Source organism: Povalibacter sp., assembly GCF_036735925.1.
In the GTDB taxonomy this organism is placed as follows: Bacteria; Pseudomonadota; Gammaproteobacteria; order Steroidobacterales; family Steroidobacteraceae; genus Steroidobacter.
Map to the genome: position 1 here is coordinate 41910 of NZ_DAINNK010000020.1, position 20063 is coordinate 61972.

Here is a 20063-nt window from a genome sequence, read left to right on the forward strand (position 1 = left end):
TTCGCCCGGAGCTACCCAGAAAATCGTGTGCTGTGATTCTCGGCGCAGATCCACCGTGTCGAAATACACAGAACCTCACTTCCTGCTCGAATCGAATCCGCTAATCCGCGGTACCGAAGCCGCTAGGTACCGAAGCCGTACTACTCCATGCCCTCTGGAACAGGGAAATCCATGGTCATACCGATCTGTATCAGGCGCGGCACATCTGCCGAGTTGATCCAAAGATCCTTGTTTTCGCCCGATGCGCCTCGTGGACGAGACGCTCCAGCTCTGCGTACGCCTGGCTTTGCTCGCCTTGTCCGCCCTCGAGTTGTCGTTTGAGCAGGTCCTTCCATTTGTTACTGAGGAAAGAATCGATCAATTCCATGCCATTCATCGGTGGCGCACCCCATTGATCCTTGTTCTGAAAAAAGACCGCTCTTTGGCAAAGCTTCAATCGGTCAAGGCTAGTCCTCTTCGACCATCAATCCCCAAGCAGAGTGACGAAAGCGATGGTTGCCTTCCACTGGTGCTCGCTCGATTCACGGGCGGGAACGGTGCCGGCACCGAAGACCGATATGGGCCGGGCTGTCGCAAGCGTATGCCGCGGAATCGGCGGAATCGTTGCCGGGTCGGAGGCGCTTACAACTGTAGTCGCTGGGTCATCGCGCGATCGATCAACGCTTGGACCGTGGGAGTTACATTGACAAGGCGGACTGACTGCATGAACCGCATTGGTCCCAACTCCGCAAACAACTTTCCGAAGACCTCGTCTGCAAAGCTACTGGAGATGACTGATATTCCTTCGAAATCGACAACTATCTGCTGACCTCGGCAGGCCTCAATGATGTTCGCGAGTTTTGTTTTGACGGGACGCCCTGCATAACGCGAACGGACAGACGAAGTGTGTTCGCTCAGTTTGAACATGATCGAACCAAGGTCGTCTTGCTCATACCTGAGTTCGATGTAATCAATAGGTCTATGTGGCCTACCATCAATTGCCAATGCTTTCTCGAGCAACTCAGGTTCAGAGAAATCTATGAAAGCATCGACGGTCGTACCGCTAAACGGAACCGCCTCATTGCGCGATTGAACAACTGCCTCCGCGCAGATCAATGCAGCATTGCCGGCATTGATTGAGAACTTGCCTCCTCCTACTCGACAGATCTCAAGCGTCCCATATAGACCGTTGCCTTGAAACTCCGTTGCGTTGCGAGTTACACCAGATTTGACGGACTCCATCAAAGCATCGACGTCACTACGTATTTCTGGGCGCGCCGAGCGTAACGTCGCCGAAACTCCCAAGCCTGCATCTGAAACAGTGAACTCGATTCGATGCCGCATCGGGTCAAACACGGAAAGCTGCAGTAGGCCGCCTATTGGGGATTGGCTGTGATTGATCACATTGTCCGATATCTCGTTCAATGCCCACTCCACTGCAGCGAATGCAGTTCGATTGAAGTTGGGAATGACAGCCAGTAGCTTCTCCAACAACTCGTTGAGAAGCGCACCCTGCTCATCGTGCGTTCGATATTGGACCGCCGGAAACTGACGGTAAGTAATGTCGCGCTTTGGCGGATCAGCATCCCTCGGACAGATGAGATGTGCCCAACCGGTATTGACGAATAAGCGCCGAATACGGGAATCCTCAGGCGGAATAAACTGGACATCAATTTTCGCGGCCTGCAGCTGAAGCACATGAGCGCAAATTGGAAGCATCCCATTTGAGAAAGCAGCGCTACATCGCGAAAAATCGAGCACAACATCCGCATAGCCCCGCACGTTAATGGTGTCATGCAGCGCCGCCAAGACCTTACGAACGTCTTGGATCCCCAAAGATCCTGCCAAGGAAATCCGATTCCGGTCCCTGCCCAAAAGAAACTGTCGTGCTAGCGGCTGGAGAGGCTGAGCAACCATTCCGAAGAACTCCTATAACTCAAGGGAAAATGCATGTGGGACAGACATATCCCGTCGCGCCCAACAGCCCTCGAGGGCATCACTGGTTCGTCAGTACTGCGGGGGCCAGATTCGTGGATCTGCCCGAGTATGAATGAGGCTGACTCGAACACGCTCCGTGGCGTTGTATTCCTACGGCGAATGCGCTGTGCTACAACCCGGCACCTCTACCTCCCTGGGGTGGACCTGGTTCGGTTTCAATATGCAATTCCGGAATAGCGATACCGCGCGAGTGTCCACTCAGCACTTGCTCAAGCAACTGCAAAAACATACGGGTATCGGCAAAGTAGTTTGGATACGCCCGCGCCAGATTTGCCACCGACTCAACCGATACCAGTACTGAGTCATGCCTTTCTCCGCGAGCGGCAGATTGTTCCGCCTCAGCATACTTATCGGCAGCTTCCTGGATTCTATCCGCCGGATAACCTACAACATTTAGCGTGCCGGCCGTTGGATCAAGTTGCAACAGGAAGTATGACGCGTCAGACCGAGTGGGGGCCTGCATCGCCCGCACGGCCGTGCGATACCCGTGCAGTCGATCCACGACATTTAGCTTCTTCGAATACTCAGCGAGCTCAGCCAGCAAACTTGACCGAGTCTGCGGTGTATGAGGTATCAGCGGGAGCTTCTCACGCATGGCGATGGCTGACCCCATAAGCGAGAAAAAACGTTGCCACTCTGCGCTCCCAAGGCTGGATTTCAGAGCCTGCCCGGAGAACATTCCTACCGTCTCTACTGCCGTAGCCCACGCATGCTGATATCTTGAGCGAAGCTGCATTTCTATCTTCAATCCATTAAAGATTCGATTCGCCCTTTTGTCGGAGTGGTACCGGAAGACAAAATGGACTCCGCGATACCCAGACTTCTTTGGCTCTGCAACGTAGTCGTCGATAGTTGCTAGCTCATGCTTCTGACGACTCATGCTCTTGTAATAAGAGCACAGATCCTGAACCAGAGCCGCAGACCTCAGTATCGCTCTACACCCGCCAAGATCCTGCATTTGCGAAAGCCTCATGCTTTCAAATCGGTCGAGTTTGTGCGAGATAGACACCAGTCGCTTTATTCGCTGCGCGACTAGCGCCCCGTCATCAAATCTCTTGGCCGTGCTGCGCAAAGTCATGTTGATTGCGTTCAGCGGGTATGCATGCGAACTGCGCCAGTTGTTAACAACACCCACGGCATGGACCCATGCGTCAGCGGCCGAGTCCGTGAGTGTCTCTGGCTTCCTGTACACGTCCCTCAGAATCAGACCTGCCCTATTCACGGCCTCTCTGTCATATTCAGGCTCGACACGTGCCATACGCTAAATTCTCCGGTGAAACCTTCTCGTGCGGATATCTCTTGTTCGTGTCGCCGTGTCGAGCGCCGCCTTCTCGAATCTCGTTAGTTCAACGTTTGCATGCATGTGTCATGCTTGCCCGAACTGAACCGGCCGTGGAAGTCATAGTTCCATCAGAGACCCTATTCATCGTCTGCGGCGCTTCTTTCGACTTCCTCTCGCAGTAACTTGAGGTATAGGTGGAGTGACTGCTGGCGCAGGCCTTGCCAGACGCAGAGCCAACAATGTCCCTACTACGCCAAGGAGCATACCGAGCACCGCAAGACCGACGTTCTGCCAAAGTTCAAATCTTCGTGCGCGATCAGAGAGAATTGCCTCTGCATATGCACCTGTAAGGCGCATCCACCGATCCTCAGTAATATCGGAAGGCATCGCGAGACCCAACTCACTTGGGTGCATGCCTTTCGTCAAAGCAATTAGGTCGCCCTTCTCAAGTTTCGTCACATGAGCATAGACCAGCGTTCTTGCATTCTTGGAAATTCCCTCGTTGGAGAAGATCCGATTCACAAGTTCGGCTGTTGGCGAAAAATCCACACGCAGGTTCGTAGGCGCCATTGGCACCACAGCTGGTTTGCCATCTATCGTCAGCGTGACACCCCCGTTCGCTGCGGCGACAGTCATTGAAAGAATCCAGATAGTGAGCGCTTTGCACCAGCTATATCGCAACTGTTCGATGCTCCTCAAAAAAAACCCCGCTCTTCGGCGGGGCTTCAATCGGTCAAGGCTAGTCCCCTTCGACCATCAAACTAAAAACCTGTCGCGACGACGCGATGCAGTGATGGCGTTCACGCCATCGATTTCTTCAACTCAAAGCCCCGCATCGTCGTCAGTCGGCTTCGCATTCCCTTCGCACTTTCCTTGCCGACCCGCTTTGGCAGGATCGTTGCGGAGGAAGTTCTCGAAATTACTCATCGAACGAGGGATGCTTCAGGTGATGTCCGGCTGAAGCCGGACCCACAGGAAGAAGCCCCCACCCTAACCCTCCCCCGCTTTGCGGAGGAGGGGACAAAAGATCCTCACCCTGCCTGCTGCTGCCACCTCCCCAGGGAGAGCGGAAGAAATCAGCCGCATTTGCTGTCGCCGCAGTTTAGACACGTCATGCACCCATCCATCATGATCACCGCCGCCGTGCTGCACTTCGGGCACAGCTGCGCGCCATCCGGAAAGTGACTCTTCGCAAACGCATCGACCTGTTTCGTCTTCGCCTCGTACTCCGCCTTCTTCTCTTCGATGAGTTTCTTGCGGTCCTCGTCCAGCTCCGGCTTCTTGAGCAGGCCGATCATCTGCAGGTGCTTCTCCACCACGTAGCCGAGCTCGGCGATGATGGACGGCATGAACTTGCCACCGGCCTGCCAGTAGCCGCCGCGCGGGTCGAACACGGCTTTCATTTCATCGACCAGGAACGTGACGTCGCCGCCTTTGCGGAACACGGCCGAAATGATTCGCGTGAGGGCGACGATCCACTGGAAGTGATCGAGGTTCTTGGAGTTGATGAAGATCTCGAACGGGCGACGCTGTTCGTGCGGGGTGCCTTCGTTCAGGACGATGTCGTTGATGGTCACGTACATGGCGTGATCCGACACCGGGGTTTTGATCTTGTACGTGGAGCCGATGAGCATCTCGGGACGCTCGAGCTTCTCGTGCATCCAGACGACGTTGGCTTCCTTGCGCGGTTCGGCGGCCGCTTTGGCAGCCGCCGCCTTGTCCTCGGGCTTCTCCACCCGGTACTTCGTGATTCTCTTGTCAATCTTGATCGACATGTTTGTTGCTCCAGCGGCGCGTTGCGCTGCTTACATTTGGGCTACTGAGATTTCGGAAGGCCCCCTCCCTGCCCTCCCCCGCTGCGCGGAGGAGGGGAAGAGGAGAAGAGGCGGCTTCAGAACTTGCCGTAGTAGCCCTCTTTCATGGCGTCGAACAGATTCGCGGCGGTGTGTTTCTCGCCGTCGTACTCGATCTCTTCGTCGCCTTTCACTTTCACTTCGGTGCCGTCGTCGAGCGTGAACACGTACGTGGTGTTCTTCAGGTCTTCTTCCTTGACCAGCACGCCCTGGAACGCTTCGGGGTTGAAGCGGAAGGTGGTGCAGCCTTTCAGGCCCTGTTCGTGGGCGTAGAGGTAGATGTCCTTGAAGTCTTCGTAGTCGTAGTTGGTCGGCACGTTGGCGGTCTTGGAGATCGAGGAATCGATCCAGATCTGCGAGGCCGCCTGGATGTCGACGTGTTCCTTCGGCGTGATGTCGTCCGCCGTCGTGAAGTAGTCGGGCAGCTTCTCGGCGGCGTTGGTGGAACCAGGCATGGCGCGCGGGTTTACCAGTTCGCGATAGGCGAGCAGTTCGAACGAGAAGACGTCGATCTTCTCCTTCGACTTCTTGCCTTCGCGGATCACGTTGCGGAAGTAGTGATGCGCGAACGAGGGCTCGATGCCGTTCGATGCATTGTTCGCGAGCGACAGCGAAATCGTGCCGGTGGGCGCGATCGAGCTGTGATGCGTGAAGCGGGCGCCGATCTCGGCGAGTTCGTCGACGAGTTCGGGCGCGGCTTCGGCGACGCGCTGCATGTAGCGGCTGTACTTGGCGTGCAGCGTGCGACCCGGCACTTGCTGGCCGACGCGCCAGCCATCGCGCGCCATTTCCGGACGCTTACGCAGCATTTCCTGCGTGACTTCGAACTCTTCCAGCATGATCGGCGCGGGGCCTTTCTCGCGGGCGAGATCGAGGCCGGCTTCCCAACCCGCAATCGCCATTTCGCGCGAGACGTTCTGGGTGAAGGCGACCGACTTCTTCGAGCCGTACTTCATGCACAGCATCGTGATCGTGGAGCCGAGGCCGAGGAAGCCCATGCCGTGACGGCGCTTGCGCATGATTTCATCGCGCTGCTGACCGAGCGGCAGGCCGTTGATCTCGACGACGTTGTCGAGCATGCGGGTGAAGACCTTGACGACCTTGCGGAACTCTTCCCAGTCGAAGCGCGCGTCTTCGGTGAACGGATCGACGACGAAGCGCGTGAGGTTGATGGAGCCGAGCAGGCAGGAACCGTACGGCGGCAATGGCTGCTCGCCGCAGGGATTGGTCGCGCGAATGTTCTCGCACCACCAGTTGTTGTTCATTTCGTTAACGCGGTCGATCAGCACGAAGCCGGGTTCGGCGAAGTCGTAGGTCGAGGACATGATCACGTCCCAGACCCGACGCGCCGGCACTGTCTTATATATGCGGCAGCAGACCAGGCCGGCTTCGTTGGCAACGTAGGATTCCCGGGTCGGCCATTCGCGCCAGATGTACTGCGCGGTGTCGGAGAGATCGAGGCCTTCGGCGTCGGCTTCCTTGCGGGTGACCGGGAAGGCGAGCTTCCATTCCTGGTCGTGCTTCACCGCATTCATGAATTCGTCGGTGATCAGCAGCGACAGGTTGAACTGGCGCAGGCGGCCCGCCTCGCGCTTGGCGCGGACGAACTCGAGCACGTCGGGATGGCCGACGTCGAAGGTACCCATCTGCGCGCCGCGACGGCCGCCGGCCGAGGACACGGTGAAGCACATCTTGTCGTAGATATCCATGAACGACAGGGGGCCGGACGTGTAGGCGCCCGCGCCGGAAACGTAGGCGCCGCGCGGCCGCATCGTTGAGAATTCGTAACCGATACCGCAGCCAGCCTTGAGCGTGAGTCCTGCTTCGTGAACTTTAGCTAAAATATCGTCCATCGAGTCGGTGATGGTGCCCGACACGGTGCAGTTGATCGTGGACGTCGCGGGCTTGTGCTCCTGCGCGCCTGCGTTGGAAGTGATGCGGCCGGCCGGGATCGTTCCCTTGCGCAGCGCCCAGAGAAACTTTTCGTACCACTCGGTACGGACTTCTTCGCGTTCGACATCGGCGAGCGCACGGGCGACGCGCTGGTATGTCTCGTCCATCGTGCGATCGATCGGCGTGCCGTCTTTGGCAGTCAGCCGATACTTCTTTTCCCAGATATCGAGCGAGGCCTCCTGAAATGGAATGCTGTTTACGTCCATAGGCTCAAGCTTGATTGCCGTCGTCTTCATGCCGGTGTGCGCTCCCCGTGTTTATGAGGGCGGGAAACCCTGGGTTCCACCTGTACTGCGCCCCGCTCTTGTGCGGTGGGCGGGCGAGGCTGCGTACAGTCCTTCCTGACTCCATGCGGGCGTCGATCCAGGCTGGATTACCGGGGTATTCCGTAGTCCGCGGAACGGGGTATCACCCGTGATCGCCTACCACAACATCTTGTGTCAGGGGAGGAAATCTATGCCGCTGTCACAAGGCCGTCAACACCAATGTTAAGTGGTTCACGGACCAGAAAAGATGTTTGAAATTAATGGATTGCCGTATTCCAAACGCAAATTTCCGAATGCAAGGGTTGGTACGTAGGAAAAAGGCGGCACCCGATCGAGCACAAGATATTGTGGTGCAGAATGAGACCGCACAGCGAGACCACAGTCCACGCACAGGCGATGCACGGGTTGTCCACAGAGTTGTGCAGCATCGTGCCAGGCCCGGAACTTTCCGCATCGCCGCAGGCTCTCCTGCAAGCACGATCCGCGGGTTCACGGCTAGAATCCCCGGCGCTTTTGCATCCGGTACAGAGAAATACTCCATGAGAAAGGCCTTCAGCGCGCTCACCGCTCTCGTCATGTTCGCCAGCTTCAGCGCCCAGGCGCAGTTGCCGGAAAAGGTCGGCGATACGCCGGTACCTTCGCTGGCGCCGATCATCAAGAAGACTTCGCCGGCGGTCGTGAACATCGCGACGCGCGGCAAGATCCAGGAAGCGCGCAATCCGCTGCTCGACGATCCGTTCTTCCGCCGCTTCTTCGACGCGCCGAACGTGCCGCGGCAGCGCGAATTCCAGAGTGCGGGCTCGGGCGTGATCGTCGATGCCAAGAACGGCTATCTCATCACCAATGCGCACGTGATCGAGAACGCCGATGAAATCACGGTGTCGCTGCAGGACGATCGCCAGGTGAAGGCCGAAGTCGTCGGCAAGGACACGGGTTCGGACGTCGCCGTGCTCAAGGTGCCGGCAAAGAGTCTCACCGCAATGTCGCTGGCGGACTCTGACAAGGCCGAAGTCGGCGATTTCGTGATCGCGATCGGCAATCCCTTCGGCCTGCAGCACACGGTGACCTCCGGCATCATCAGCGCGCTCGGCCGCTCCGGCATCAACCCGGAAGGCTATGAAGACTTCATCCAGACCGACGCCTCGATCAACCCCGGCAATTCCGGCGGCGCGCTGGTGAACCTCGACGGCCAGCTCGTCGGCATCAACACCGCGATCTTCTCGCGCAGCGGCGGCAACATCGGCATCGGCTTCGCGATTCCGTCGAACATGGTGAAGGCCGTGATGACGCAGCTCATCCAGTACGGCGAAGTGAAGCGCGGCATGCTCGGCGTGCAGCTGCGTAATCTCACGCCCGCCATCGCCGAGAGCCTCGGCCTCGACAGTTCGAAGGGCGCGCTGGTCGGTCAGGTGGTCGAAGACTCGCCCGCCGAGAAAGCGGGCATCAAGGCCGGCGACATCATCACGTCGATCAACGGCCGCACCGTGTCGAACTCCTCCGAAACCCGCAACCTCATCGGCCTGCTGCGCATCGGCGAGAAAGTGGACATCGGCCTGCTGCGCGACAACCAGCCGCGCCGCGTGACCGCCGTGATCGCCGAGCGCGACGACGCCTCCGGCGACCGCGCCGCCGAAGTCCATGCCGCGTTCGAAGGCGCCGCCCTCAGCAATGCCGGCAGCAATGGCGGCGTGCAGATCCAGAGCGTGGCCGAAGGCAGCCCCGCGGCGGCGAATGGCCTGCGTCCGAACGACGTGATCGTCGGCATCGGTCGCAATCGCATCGCGAACCTGGAGCAGTTGCGCGCGGCGGTGAAGGACGCGAAGGCGTTTACGGTCACGATCCGCCGCGGGAACGCGACGCTGGTGTTTCCGATTCAGGGATAGCGGACGGCGGTGAGCGACGAGCGGTGAGCCAGAACGGACGCTGGCTCATCGCTCGTCGCTCGTTGCTCATCGCACCATCTCTTCGCACACTGCCGCTCTGCGCCGCTCCTGCGGCAGCTTCGAAATCCTCTCCACCTCTTCATAGAACCTCGGCAGCTCGCCATGCACCGAGGCCAGCAGCCGCTGAAAGCCGGGCAGGCAGCCGTGATACGTCGCGGCCGACACCAGATGCGCATTGCCGAGCGCTCGATCGAACCACCCGTCGTAGCCGGCGAAGCCGTTCCACTGCGCACGCAGCTGCGTGTAGTCGAACTTGAGCTGGCCGAAAATCTCGGCCTTGCGGGCGCGCATGTCGGGTGAAGGCATCTTCGAGGCGTAGAGATCCTTCAGCTTCTCGCGCGTCGCGAGCAGCAAGTCGATGAACTGCTGTTGCCGTTCGCGCTGGCTGCGCCACGCCTGCATGTCCTGCGCACGGCCACGCTCGTTGAGCCAGCGTTCCAGGCCGGCTTCTTCGACGGCCGTGGCGAAGGCTTCGTTGAATTCCGAATCGCCGGGAACGTAGACAACCTGGTGCGCGAGTTCGTGAAACAGCGTCGCCGCGAGCTGCGCGTCGCTCCAGCCCATCATGGTGTTGAGGATGGGATCGCGAAAATGCCCGAGCGTCGAATAGGCGGGAATGCCGGCGATCATGGCGTCGCCGCCGTGGCTGCGGATCCTGCGGGCATAGCGCTGCGCGCTCGGCTCCTTGAAGTAGCCGCGATAGACGACGCAACCCGCGATCGGAAAACACCAGCGACGCGGCGCGACGGAAAACTCGTCAGTCGCAAAGACGTTCCAGACGACGTACGGACGGCCGAGATCGGCATAGCTGCGATAGCTGTCGTTGTCGGGCAGACCCAGTTCGTGCGAGGCGAAATCGCGGGCCGCGGCAACGTATTCCAGCCGTCCGCGCAATTTGTCGGACGTGGCGGGATCGGCGATGACATCGCCGATCGGCTCGCGCTTCGACACGATCTGCATCTGGCCCTGCGCCGCCTGCAGCAGGTAGCAACCGGACAGGGACGGCGCGCTCAGCAGCAGAATCAGGAGACAGCGTGCACTGAGCGACAGGGGCATGGCGAGTCCGGTGAGGAAAGCGCCGATAGTGACGGAAGTGACGAAGGCGACGGAAGAGCGCCCCTCTACCTGTGGGTCAGGCTTCAGCCTGACTCTCTCAGGCCGGCTAAAGCCGGCCCCACAGGAAGACACTCCCCAACTACACTTCCCGGCATGAAGGTCTATCTGGTCGGCGGCGCGGTCCGCGATGAACTGCTCGGCTTGCCGGTGCGCGAGCGCGACTGGGTCGTCGTGGGCGCACGCCCGGAAGAACTGACCGCAGCCGGTTACAAGCCCGTCGGCAAGGACTTTCCGGTGTTCCTGCATCCGCAGACCGGCGAGGAGTACGCGCTGGCGCGCACCGAGCGCAAGACCGGGCCGGGATATCGGGGCTTCGATACCCGGTTCTCGCCCGACGTGACGCTCGAGGAAGATCTCGAACGACGCGACCTGACGATCAATGCGATCGCGAAGGATCCCGACAGCGGCGCGCTCATCGATCCCTTCGGCGGTCGGCGCGACATCGCCTCGCGCGTACTGCGGCACGTCTCGGCGGCGTTCGTCGAAGATCCGGTGCGCGTGCTGCGCACGGCGCGGTTCGCATCGCGCTTCGCGTCGCTGGGCTTCGGCATCGCCCCCGAAACGATCGCCCTGATGCGCGAGATCGCGGCGCGCGGCGAACTCGATGCGCTGGTGCCGGAACGTGTCTGGCAGGAAACGCAGCGCGCGCTGGAACAGGACGCCCCGTGGGTCTTCTTCGAAGTGCTGCGCGAGACGCACGCGCTCAGGATCATCTTCCCGGAGATCGATGCGCTGTTCGGCGTGCCGCAGCCGGAGAAATGGCATCCAGAGATCGACTCGGGCGTGCACACGATGATGGTCGTGCAGCAGGCCGCGCGACTGAGCAGGGACCCGGTCGTGCGCTTCGCGGCCCTCGTTCATGACCTCGGCAAGGGCACGACGCCGCCCGATGAATGGCCGCGACACATCGCACACGAGCATCGCAGCGCGAAGCTGATCGAATCGCTCTGCACGCGCCTGCGCATTCCCAATACGTATCGCGACGTGGCGGTACAGGTCGGCCGGCATCACCTGCTCGCGCACAAGGCGCTCGAACTGCGGCCATCGACCTTGCTCGAACTGCTGGAACATCTCGATGCCTTCCGGCGTCCGGAGCGATTCGAACAGTACGTGCTGGCGTGCGAAGCCGATGCGCGCGGAAGGAAAGGACTGGAGGCGCGCGAGTATCCGCAATCCGAGTATCTGCGTCGCGTACGTGAAGCGGCGGCCAGCGTGCGCCTGAGCGCGGAGGAACGGGCGGGGATGGATGGACTGCAGATTGCGGAGCGGGTGCGGAAGGAACGGATCGCGCGGTTGTCGTCTCTTGCTGTGGGGCCGGCTTCAGCCGGCCTCTGATTGCAGAAGGCCGGCTGAAGCCGGCCCCACAGCAAGAGCAGATCCTCAGAGCGATCCGCTGAGATCGCGAACCCCGAAGCCGCGCAGCGGGTAATCGTAGTTCGCCGTCAGTCCGATCACCTTGAAGCGCTCGCCCATCTCACCCGGCAGCGTCAGCACCATCACCTGCCGCGCCAGCTGCACCCGCTCGGTCACCGGCTGTTCGGCAATGTTCGCCATGAACGATTCGATGCCGCAGCCGATCAGGAAATGAGCCTGCGTCGTAAAACCGGCGACATTCATGCCGGCATCGCTCGCCGCGCTGGCGACGGCGGTGAAATCCACCCACGCGCCGATGTCCTGCACGCCGACATTCATCAGCGGAAGATCGTGAAAGCGATGACGGTAGTGACACAGCAGCGTGCCTTCGCGACGCTCGGCGCGGTAGTACTCGCGCTGCGGCAGGCCGTAGTCGATGAAGATCGCGGCACCCGCGGCGAGCGCGCCGGCGAGTCCGGCAATCCACGGCACGAGCCGCAGATTCACCTCGGACAGATAGCCATCGGGAAACGGCTCGCCGTTCGCACGCTCGATCGCACGCACTGCGAGTTCCAGGGCCGGATCGGCGCGGACTTCCGACCAGTCGAGCCGGCCGAGCTGCCACGTGACGCCGACGGCATTCACCTGCGTGCCGCGGATGCAGAAGCGCTGCACCGGCAGCGCATCGAGCACTTCATTGGCGACGATGACGCCGCTCAGCGCGACGGGCCACGCGTCCAGCCACTGCACGCGAGAGAGCAGTTCGGGAACGCGCGCTGCCAGCGTCTGCTGCTGGCGCTCGCGCAGATCGGCGCTGACTTCGAGAATGAGATAGCGATCGGGCAGGCATTGCTGATTCGCCAGTTCGGCCAGGATGTCGGCGGCCATCGTGCCGGAGCCCGCACCGAGTTCGAGTACGTCGCCGCCGCCCAGCGTCTGCAGCACTTCGGCACATTGCGAGGCGAGGCAGCGGCTGAACAGCGATGAAATTTCCGGCGCGGTGACGAAATCGCCCGCGCTGCCGAGCTTGGTCGAACCGGCGCTGTAGTAGCCGAGCCCCGGCTCGTACAGCGCCATTTCCATGAACCGTTCGAAACTGATCCAGCCGCCGTGCGCGTCGATGGCGTCGCGAATGCGATGCACCAGCCGTTCGCTGTGAGCGATTTCCTCCGGGGTCAGCGGGGGCAGATCGGCGGCCGCGCTCACGTTGCCTCGCGTGCTGTTGCAACCAGGGCCAGTTCGGCGAACATTACCGTCATGATTACTTCGGACTCTCTTGCGGGCCGTGTCGTGCTCATCACCGGAGCGGCGAAGCGCCTCGGTGCTGCGCTGGCCCGCGGCTTTCATGCGGCCGGCGCCAGCGTGGCCATTCACCACCATCACTCGGCGGGCGAGGCCGGGCGCCTGCGGGACGAATTCAACACGAGCAGGAAGAATTCCGCCATCGCCATGAGCGCGGACCTGCTCGATACGGCGCAGTTGCCGCGCCTGGTCGAACAGACGCTGGCGGCGTTCGGTCGACTCGATGTGCTGATCAACAATGCCTCGACGTTCTATCCCACCACCGTCGGCAGCATCGAACTCGAGGACTGGGACGATCTGATGGGCACCAACCTGAAGGCGCCGCTGTTCCTGTCGCAGGCCGCGAGGCCGGCGCTGCGCGACGCGAAGGGACTCATCCTCAACATGATCGACATCCACGCGCAGCGTCCGCTGCGCAATCACCCGGTGTACTGCAGCGCCAAGGCCGGGCTCGCGATGCTGACGAAGTCGCTGGCGCGCGAACTCGGCCCGGACGTGCGCGTCAACGGCATCGCTCCCGGCCCGATCCTCTGGCCGGAAGGTGGGCTCGATCAGAAGCTGCAGGAGGAGATCGTCGAGAAAACGCTGTTGAAGCGTCGCGGCGGGCCGGACGACATCGTGCGCACGGCGCTGTTCTTTGCCGTCGATGCGCCGTATGTGACGGGGCAGATTCTGGCGGTGGATGGCGGGAGGAGTGTGTGATTCCTTTTGTAGGTCAGGCTTCAGCCTGACAGTTCTCAGGCCGGCTGAAGCCGGCCCCACAAGCAGAAGGCTAGACGCGCACTTCCTTCATTTCATGCCCACCCTGATCAAACGCCGCCCATAACTCCCGCATCGTCCGCCGCCGCGTCGGATGCATTCGATCCGGCGCGATATCCGCCATCGGCTTCAGCATGTAGGGCCGCTTGACCAGATCCGGTCGCGGCAGCAGGTAGCCCGGCTCGTCGCTCACGACATCGTCGTAGAGCAGGATGTCGAGATCCATCGAGCGCGGCGCCCACTTCGGCGCATCAGGGACCCGTCCGCAAAGCGCTTCGACGGATTGCAGATTCCGGCGCACATCGATCAGCGAATCCGTCGTGATGAAGCCGAGGACGAGATTGATGAAATCCTCGCCTTCGAATCCCACGGCTTTGTTGCGATACGCCGGAGAAATCGTCAGCGGCGCGTAGATGCGTTCGAGCGCATCGAGCGCCTTGCGCAGGTTGATTTCCGGCTGGACGTTGCTGCCCGCGGCGACGAAGACCTCAGGCATAGTCCGCCGCCGTGCGCTCGATCTCGATCCCGACATCGCGCGCGCCGCGAATCGCGCCCTGCTTGTTCAGATGCACCTTCACCCACTGCACGCCGAACTCCGTGACGATGAGCTTCGCGATCTCTTCGGTGAGCGTCTCGACCAGGTGATATTGCGATTCGCCCACGAAGGCGAGCAGGCGCTTCGAGACTTTCTTGTAGTCGATGGTGTCTTCGATGCGATCCGTCGCGGCCGCCTTGCGGATGTCGGTCGCCATCTCGATATCGATCACGACCGTCTGCTTGACGCGGCGCTCCCATTCCCAGATGCCGACGATGCATTCGACGCTCAGCGCGCTGAGAAAAATCTTGTCCATGGAATCCGGGAGGGGCGTTGAACGAGGGGGCGCAATGATAGACCAGTCCTACTGGCCTGCAGCCGCCGGACGCTTCAAGGTATCCAGCGGCCAGCGCGCCGTGGCGCGGATTTTCAGATCGTCACGTTCGCCGGCGCTGAGACGACGAAAGCCCGCGTAGGCAATCATGGCGGCATTGTCGGTACAGAACTCGGTCCGCGGATACGACACCTTTACGCCGCGACGCTGGCCGAGTTGCGCCAGCGCCTGTCGCAATGCCCTGTTCGCGCCGACGCCGCCAGCCACGACCAGCGAGCGAAAGCCCGTCTGTTCCAGCGCGCGATCACACTTGGCCACCAGCGTATCGACCACGGCCTGCTGAAACTCCGCGGCGACATCGGCGCGCGCGACGTCGTCGAGCTGCTGGTTGCGCAGGGCCACGACCACGGCGGTCTTGAGTCCGCTGAAACTGAAGTCGAGACCGGGCCGGTCGAGCATCGGTCGCGGCAGTCGCAACCTGCCCGGCTTGCCGCTGTCCGCGAGCCGCGCCAGCGCCGGGCCGCCGGGGTAACCGAGGCCGAGGAGCTTGGCGGTCTTGTCGAACGCTTCGCCCGCGGCATCGTCGACGGAAGCACCGATGATTTCGTAATCGCCGATCCCGCGGACCTCGGCGAGCAGGGTATGACCACCGGAAACCAGCAGCGCGAGGAATGGGAATTCCGGCGGTTCGGCTTCGAGCATCGGCGCGAGCAGGTGTCCTTCCAGGTGGTGCACACCGACGGCGGGTTTTCCCCAGGCAAATGCGAGGCTGCGCGCGACCGAGGCTCCCACCAGCAGCGCCCCGACCAGTCCAGGCCCGGCCGTGTAGGCAATGCCGTCGATCCCGGCGGGTTCGACGCCGGCATCATCGAGCGCCCCCTGGATCAGGGGCAGGAGTTTGCGGACATGGTCCCGGGAAGCCAGCTCGGGGACGACCTCGCCGTATTCGGCATGCAGGTCGACCTGGCTGAACAGCCGGTGCGACAGCAGGCCGGCTTCGCCGTCATAGATGGCGGCTGCCGTTTCGTCGCAGGAAGTCTCGATTCCCAGTACTTTCATGATCTTCGTGGTCGATTCATCGCTCATCCGGGCCGTGCCGCGAACCTGAAGGCGGCATCGGGGAAACCGCCCTCGCCGCGCCCGCCGGGCGACCGCTCAAAAGCCCGCATTTTCTGCGCTTACCTTTTGATTTTCGCCGGCCGCCTCATTAGACTTCCGCGCTCTTCGCCCGCCCCCTCCCCCCCAGGTTTCCCATTGGAGCGGTTCGCGGCAGGGCAAATCGAGCGGGATTTGGTACACCAGAGGTTGCGATGCCGAGCGTCCGGATTCGAGAAAACGAGTACTTTGATGCCGCGTTGCGGCGCTTCAAGCGCGCCTGCGAGAAGGCCGGAGTGCTGACGGAACTGCGGCGCCGCGAATTCTACGAGAAGCCCACCCAGGAACGGAAACGCAAGAAGGCGGCCGCCGTGAAGCGCCACCAGAAGCGTTCGAACCGGGACTTCTCCGCTCCGCGCGGTGCACGTCCTGCGGCCCGCCCGGCTTCGCGCCCGGCCGCCCGCTACTGATCGATTCTCTCGCCGGCCGGAGTTCTTCCGGCCGGCGGGTGACGGGCTCTCCCCGTCGCCTTCTCAACAATTCGTGGATTGCCAGCATGTCTCTCAAAGAGCGCATCACCGAAGACATGAAAGCGGCCATGCGTGCCAAGGACAGCGAACGCCTGGGCACTATCCGCATGATCACGGCGGCCATCAAGCAGCGCGAAGTCGACGAGCGCATCCAGCTCGACGACACGCAGGTGCTGGCCGTGCTGGAAAAGATGATCAAGCAGCGCAAGGAATCGATCGCGCAGTTTTCGAGCGGCGGTCGCGAAGACCTGGTCGCGAAGGAAAACAAGGAAATCGAGCTGCTGCAGACCTACATGCCCGCGCAGCTGTCCGAAGCGGAACTCGATGCGCTGGTCGCCGACGCCGTCGCCAAGTCGGGCGCGACTTCCATCAAGGAAATGGGCAAGGCCATGGCGCTGCTGAAGCAGTCGGCCCAGGGCCGCGCCGACATGGGCGTCGTGAGCGCCAAGCTGAAGGCGAAGCTGGGCGGCTGACGACCTGCCCTTTATCTTCCTCTTCCTGTGGGGCCGGCTTCAGCCGGCCTCTTTGTCTGAGCCAGGCCGGCTGAAGCCGGCCCCACAAAAGAACTGCCGAACCCTCGTTTCTGGCCCGTGTTTTGCGCGCTTGCGCCGACGGGCTCGCGGCATATGCTTACGCGCCAACTCGCGCCGCGATCATCGCGCGGCACAGCGACTCGCGAGGACTTTTTCCGACCCGCTGCTGCTTCATGTCCGGACGCATCCCACAATATTTCATCGATGAGCTGGTGTCCCGCGCGGACATCGTCGAACTGATCGGCAGTCGCATTCCGCTCAAGAAGCACGGCAAGGAATTCAAGGCCTGTTGTCCTTTCCACGGCGAGAAGACGCCGTCGTTCACGGTCGTTCCCGACAAGGGCTTCTATCACTGCTTCGGCTGCGGCGCGCACGGCACGGCGCTCGGCTTTCTGATGGAGCACGATCATCTCAGCTTCGTCGAAGCCGTCGAGGAAGTGGCCTCGCGGGTCGGCCTGGACGTGCCGCACGAAGATAACGGCGCCCCGAGAACTGCCGCGCCGAGCGATGCGCTGTTCGCGACGCTGGAAAAAGCCGCCGATCTGTATCGCCAGGAACTGCACGGCGCCGAGCGCGGCAAGGATTATTTCAAGGCGCGCGGACTCAGCGGCGACACCGCCGCGAGATTCAACCTGGGCTATGCGCCGGAGGCCTGGGACTTCGTGCTGCGGCATCTCGGCGGCAGCGAAGGCGAACGGCAGCGATTGCTGCAGGTGGGTCTCACCATCGAGCGCGACAAGCGCCCGGGCTTCAATGGCCATCCTGGCTATTACGACCGCTTTCGCGACCGCGTGATGTTTCCCATCCGCGATGCGCGCGGCCGCACCATCGGCTTCGGCGGACGCGTGCTCGACAAGGGCGAGCCGAAATACCTGAACTCGCCCGAGACCGAACTCTTCCACAAGGGCAAGGAGCTGTACGGCCTGTACGAGGCGCGACAGGCGTCGCGAACCTTGAGCCGCATCATGATCGTTGAAGGCTACATGGACGTGGTCCGGCTGCATCAGGCAGGCGTTACTTACGCCGTGGCGACGCTCGGCACCGCGACCACGCCGGAACACCTGACGCGGGTATTCCGTGTCTGCCAGGAAGTGGTTTTCTGTTTCGACGGCGACCGTGCCGGCAAGGCGGCGGCCTGGCGCGCGCTGGAGAATTCCCTGAGCTTCGTGCGCGATGGCCGTCAGATCCGTTTCCTGTTCCTGCCCGACGGACACGATCCGGATTCGCTGGTGGGCGCCGAAGGGCGCGAGGCCTTCGAGAACCGCATTCAGAACGCGCTGCCGCTGTCGGAATACTTCCTGCGACATCTGCGCGAGCAGGTCGACATGACCACGCGCGACGGCCGTGCCCGTTTCAAGGAACTGGCGAGGCCGCTGATCGAACGCATTCCGGAAGGTGCCTTCCGCGAGCAGCTGCAGCAGGACATCGACCGCAATGCCCTGCTCGACACGGGACTGCGGGCCATCCCGCGCGCTGTCAGCGATTCACGTGCATCGCCTTATGCCAAGTCCGGCGGCCGCGGCAGCGTCGTGCGGCAGGCCATCCGCACGCTGGTCCACTATCCGCAAATCGCCCTCAAGGCGGCTTCGCCCGACGGGCTGGCCGGCATCGACCGGCCGGGCATTCCCCTGCTGATGGAACTGCTCAGCGAACTGCAGGAAAACCCCTGCGCAAATACCGCCTCGCTGCTTGAACGCTGGCGCGGCCGCCCCGACTTTGATCCCCTGTTCAAGCTCGCGAGCAGCGAATACCCGGTCGATGAGGCCGGCGCGGCGCGGGAACTGAATGACGCCCTCGCACAGTTATTCCCTGAAAGAGGCGATCAGCGCCTGGAGGAATTGCTGCGCAAGCAGTCCCGCGAGGGCCTGAGCAATTCGGAACGTGCTGAATTGCAAGGTTTTTTGACCAGACCCCAATCGCAGGGCGAGGCCGGCCGCGGGCAGGCCGGGCACCGAACCTAGCGGTTGAAATTCAATCAAAGTAGACTGCGCGGTCTTTTTCAGCCCGCGCACACCCAGCCACCTGAGGGCCGTATCTTGAGCAAAACCCTAGCAGCTAAGAAGGAACCGGCGCAGATCACCGATGAGCGTCAGTCACAGCTGAAGCTTCTGATCGCCCGTGGCAAGGAGCAGGGTTTTCTCACGTACGTCGAGGTGAACGATCACCTCCCGAGCGAGATCGTCGATCCGGAACAGATCGAAGACATCGTCAACATGATCAACGACATGGGCATCCCGGTGTACGAGAAGGCACCGGAGAACGAAGCCCTGCCGCTGAACGAACCCGTCGTCGTCGACGAAGAAGCCGCTGAAGAAGCCGCTGCCGCGCTCGCCACCGTCGACGCCGAATTCGGCCGCACCACCGATCCGGTGCGCATGTACATGCGCGAAATGGGCACGGTCGAACTGCTGACCCGCGAAGGCGAAATCCGCATCGCCAAGCGCATCGAGGAAGGTCTCGATGCCGTGCGTACCGCGCTGTCGAGCTATCCCCTCACCTACCAGCACATCCTCAATCAGTACGAGCAGGTGAAGCAGGGTCAGGGCCGTCTGGTCGACATCATCGTCGGCTTCATCGATCCGAATGCGCCGGATGAAATCGCTGCGCCCGTGAATCCGAAGCTGGCGCAAGCCGCCGCCCCTGCCGCCGAGGCGGAAGAAAGCGATGACGCCGAAGGCGGTTCCGAGGAAGAGGAAGCGCTGGAGACCGGCCCGGATCCGGAAGAGGCGGCACGCCGCTTCGCTTCGATCCTGAAGCTGCACGGCCAGGCGCTGAAGGCGATCGAACAGCACGGCGTCAGGGATCCGAAGACGCTCAAGATCCGCAAGAAGGTCGCCGGCGAGTTCATGGAACTGAAGCTGTCGCCGAAGATGTTCGATGCGCTGATCCTGCAGCTGCGCGATCACGTCGCCGAAATCCGCAACATGGAAAAGCAGATCATGACGATCTGCGTGCGCGATGCCGGCATGCCGCGCAAGGATTTCGTCACGACGTTCCCGAAGAACGAAACCAACATCACCTGGCTCGACAAGCACATCCGCGCCAAGCGCAAGCATTCGGCCGCGCTCGCCAAGCTGCGCGAGGATGTCGAGAAGACGCAGATGAAGCTGCAGTCGCTCGAACAGCGCGTGCACCTGACGATCGGCGACGTGAAGGAAATCAATCGCGAAGTGGCGGTCGGCGAAGCCAAGGCCCGCCGCGCCAAGAAGGAGATGGTCGAGGCCAACCTGCG

18 protein-coding genes are annotated in these 20063 nt (G+C 61.7%); 7 read left to right on the forward strand and 11 right to left on the reverse strand.

All coding sequences use genetic code 11. From position 1 onward, the window contains the following. Nucleotides 1-190: 190 nt before the first annotated feature. The 6 genes from V7D81_RS08595 to V7D81_RS08620 form a co-directional block, all read right to left on the reverse strand. The gene (locus V7D81_RS08595) at nucleotides 191-367 is read right to left on the reverse strand and encodes a hypothetical protein (protein ID WP_324315755.1); all 177 of its coding nucleotides are present in this window, start codon (nucleotides 365-367) and stop codon (nucleotides 191-193) included. A 254-nt stretch (nucleotides 368-621) separates the two neighbouring features. Next, on the reverse strand, nucleotides 622-1788 hold the full coding sequence (locus tag V7D81_RS08600; RefSeq protein WP_324315756.1) for an STAS-like domain-containing protein: 1167 nt from the start codon (nucleotides 1786-1788) through the stop codon (nucleotides 622-624). 298 nt (nucleotides 1789-2086) lie between these two features. Beyond that, on the reverse strand, nucleotides 2087-3235 hold the full coding sequence (locus tag V7D81_RS08605) for a RelA/SpoT domain-containing protein (protein ID WP_324315757.1): 1149 nt from the start codon (nucleotides 3233-3235) through the stop codon (nucleotides 2087-2089). Between the two features lie 165 nt (nucleotides 3236-3400). Further along, complete coding sequence (locus tag V7D81_RS08610; protein ID WP_324315758.1) at nucleotides 3401-3895, reverse strand: hypothetical protein; 495 nt, start codon at nucleotides 3893-3895, stop codon at nucleotides 3401-3403. Between the two features lie 440 nt (nucleotides 3896-4335). After that, nucleotides 4336-5034 carry a TSCPD domain-containing protein gene (locus V7D81_RS08615; protein WP_324315760.1) on the reverse strand — a complete coding sequence of 233 codons (699 nt, stop codon included), beginning with the start codon at nucleotides 5032-5034 and terminating at the stop codon, nucleotides 4336-4338. Between the two features lie 116 nt (nucleotides 5035-5150). Next, complete coding sequence (locus tag V7D81_RS08620) at nucleotides 5151-7271, reverse strand: adenosylcobalamin-dependent ribonucleoside-diphosphate reductase (protein ID WP_324315761.1); 2121 nt, start codon at nucleotides 7269-7271, stop codon at nucleotides 5151-5153. Between the two features lie 599 nt (nucleotides 7272-7870). On the opposite strand from V7D81_RS08620, the gene V7D81_RS08625 reads away from it, so the two are divergent. Further along, nucleotides 7871-9214 carry a DegQ family serine endoprotease gene (locus V7D81_RS08625; protein WP_324315762.1) on the forward strand — a complete coding sequence of 448 codons (1344 nt, stop codon included), beginning with the start codon at nucleotides 7871-7873 and terminating at the stop codon, nucleotides 9212-9214. A gap of 66 nt (nucleotides 9215-9280) precedes the next feature. Here V7D81_RS08625 and V7D81_RS08630 read toward each other — a convergent pair whose 3' ends face one another. Continuing rightward, nucleotides 9281-10330 (reverse strand): aminopeptidase, encoded by a 1050-nt coding sequence (locus V7D81_RS08630; protein WP_324315763.1) that lies wholly within the window; start codon nucleotides 10328-10330, stop codon nucleotides 9281-9283. A 153-nt stretch (nucleotides 10331-10483) separates the two neighbouring features. On the opposite strand from V7D81_RS08630, the gene V7D81_RS08635 reads away from it, so the two are divergent. Then, nucleotides 10484-11725 (forward strand): multifunctional CCA addition/repair protein, encoded by a 1242-nt coding sequence (locus tag V7D81_RS08635; RefSeq protein ID WP_324315764.1) that lies wholly within the window; start codon nucleotides 10484-10486, stop codon nucleotides 11723-11725. 45 nt (nucleotides 11726-11770) lie between these two features. Here V7D81_RS08635 and V7D81_RS08640 read toward each other — a convergent pair whose 3' ends face one another. After that, a complete protein-coding gene (locus tag V7D81_RS08640) occupies nucleotides 11771-12949 on the reverse strand; it encodes a class I SAM-dependent methyltransferase (protein ID WP_324315765.1) in 1179 nt (392 codons plus the stop codon). Nucleotides 12950-13000: 51 nt separating this feature from the next. Here V7D81_RS08640 and V7D81_RS08645 point away from each other — a divergent pair, with 51 nt between their 5' ends. After that, nucleotides 13001-13747: a pteridine reductase gene (locus tag V7D81_RS08645; protein ID WP_324315766.1), complete on the forward strand. Its 747-nt coding sequence runs from the start codon at nucleotides 13001-13003 to the stop codon at nucleotides 13745-13747. A 70-nt stretch (nucleotides 13748-13817) separates the two neighbouring features. Here V7D81_RS08645 and folK read toward each other — a convergent pair whose 3' ends face one another. Genes folK through tsaD form a run of 3 tightly spaced genes read right to left on the reverse strand, consistent with a single transcriptional unit; the run spans nucleotide 13818 to nucleotide 15732 of the window. Then, complete coding sequence (folK, locus tag V7D81_RS08650; protein ID WP_324315767.1) at nucleotides 13818-14300, reverse strand: 2-amino-4-hydroxy-6-hydroxymethyldihydropteridine diphosphokinase; 483 nt, start codon at nucleotides 14298-14300, stop codon at nucleotides 13818-13820. Then, a complete protein-coding gene (gene folB, locus V7D81_RS08655; protein ID WP_324315769.1) occupies nucleotides 14293-14655 on the reverse strand; it encodes a dihydroneopterin aldolase in 363 nt (120 codons plus the stop codon). The genes folK and folB overlap by 8 nt, the downstream gene beginning before the upstream one ends. 48 nt (nucleotides 14656-14703) lie before the next feature. Then, nucleotides 14704-15732, reverse strand: coding sequence for a tRNA (adenosine(37)-N6)-threonylcarbamoyltransferase complex transferase subunit TsaD (gene tsaD, locus V7D81_RS08660; RefSeq protein WP_349257636.1), 1029 nt, complete (start codon nucleotides 15730-15732; stop codon nucleotides 14704-14706). A gap of 251 nt (nucleotides 15733-15983) precedes the next feature. On the opposite strand from tsaD, the gene rpsU reads away from it, so the two are divergent. The 4 genes from rpsU to V7D81_RS08680 all read left to right on the forward strand — a co-directional run. Continuing rightward, entirely contained in the window at nucleotides 15984-16238 is a 255-nt protein-coding gene (rpsU, locus tag V7D81_RS08665) for a 30S ribosomal protein S21 (protein WP_324315772.1), read from the forward strand. Nucleotides 16239-16324: 86 nt separating this feature from the next. After that, the gene (locus tag V7D81_RS08670; protein ID WP_324315773.1) at nucleotides 16325-16771 is read left to right on the forward strand and encodes a GatB/YqeY domain-containing protein; all 447 of its coding nucleotides are present in this window, start codon (nucleotides 16325-16327) and stop codon (nucleotides 16769-16771) included. 233 nt (nucleotides 16772-17004) lie between these two features. Next, a complete protein-coding gene (dnaG, locus tag V7D81_RS08675) occupies nucleotides 17005-18792 on the forward strand; it encodes a DNA primase (RefSeq protein ID WP_324315774.1) in 1788 nt (595 codons plus the stop codon). A 75-nt stretch (nucleotides 18793-18867) separates the two neighbouring features. Next, nucleotides 18868-20063 (forward strand): RNA polymerase sigma factor region1.1 domain-containing protein (locus tag V7D81_RS08680; RefSeq protein WP_324315775.1); only part of this gene is annotated, 1196 nt, incomplete at its 3' end.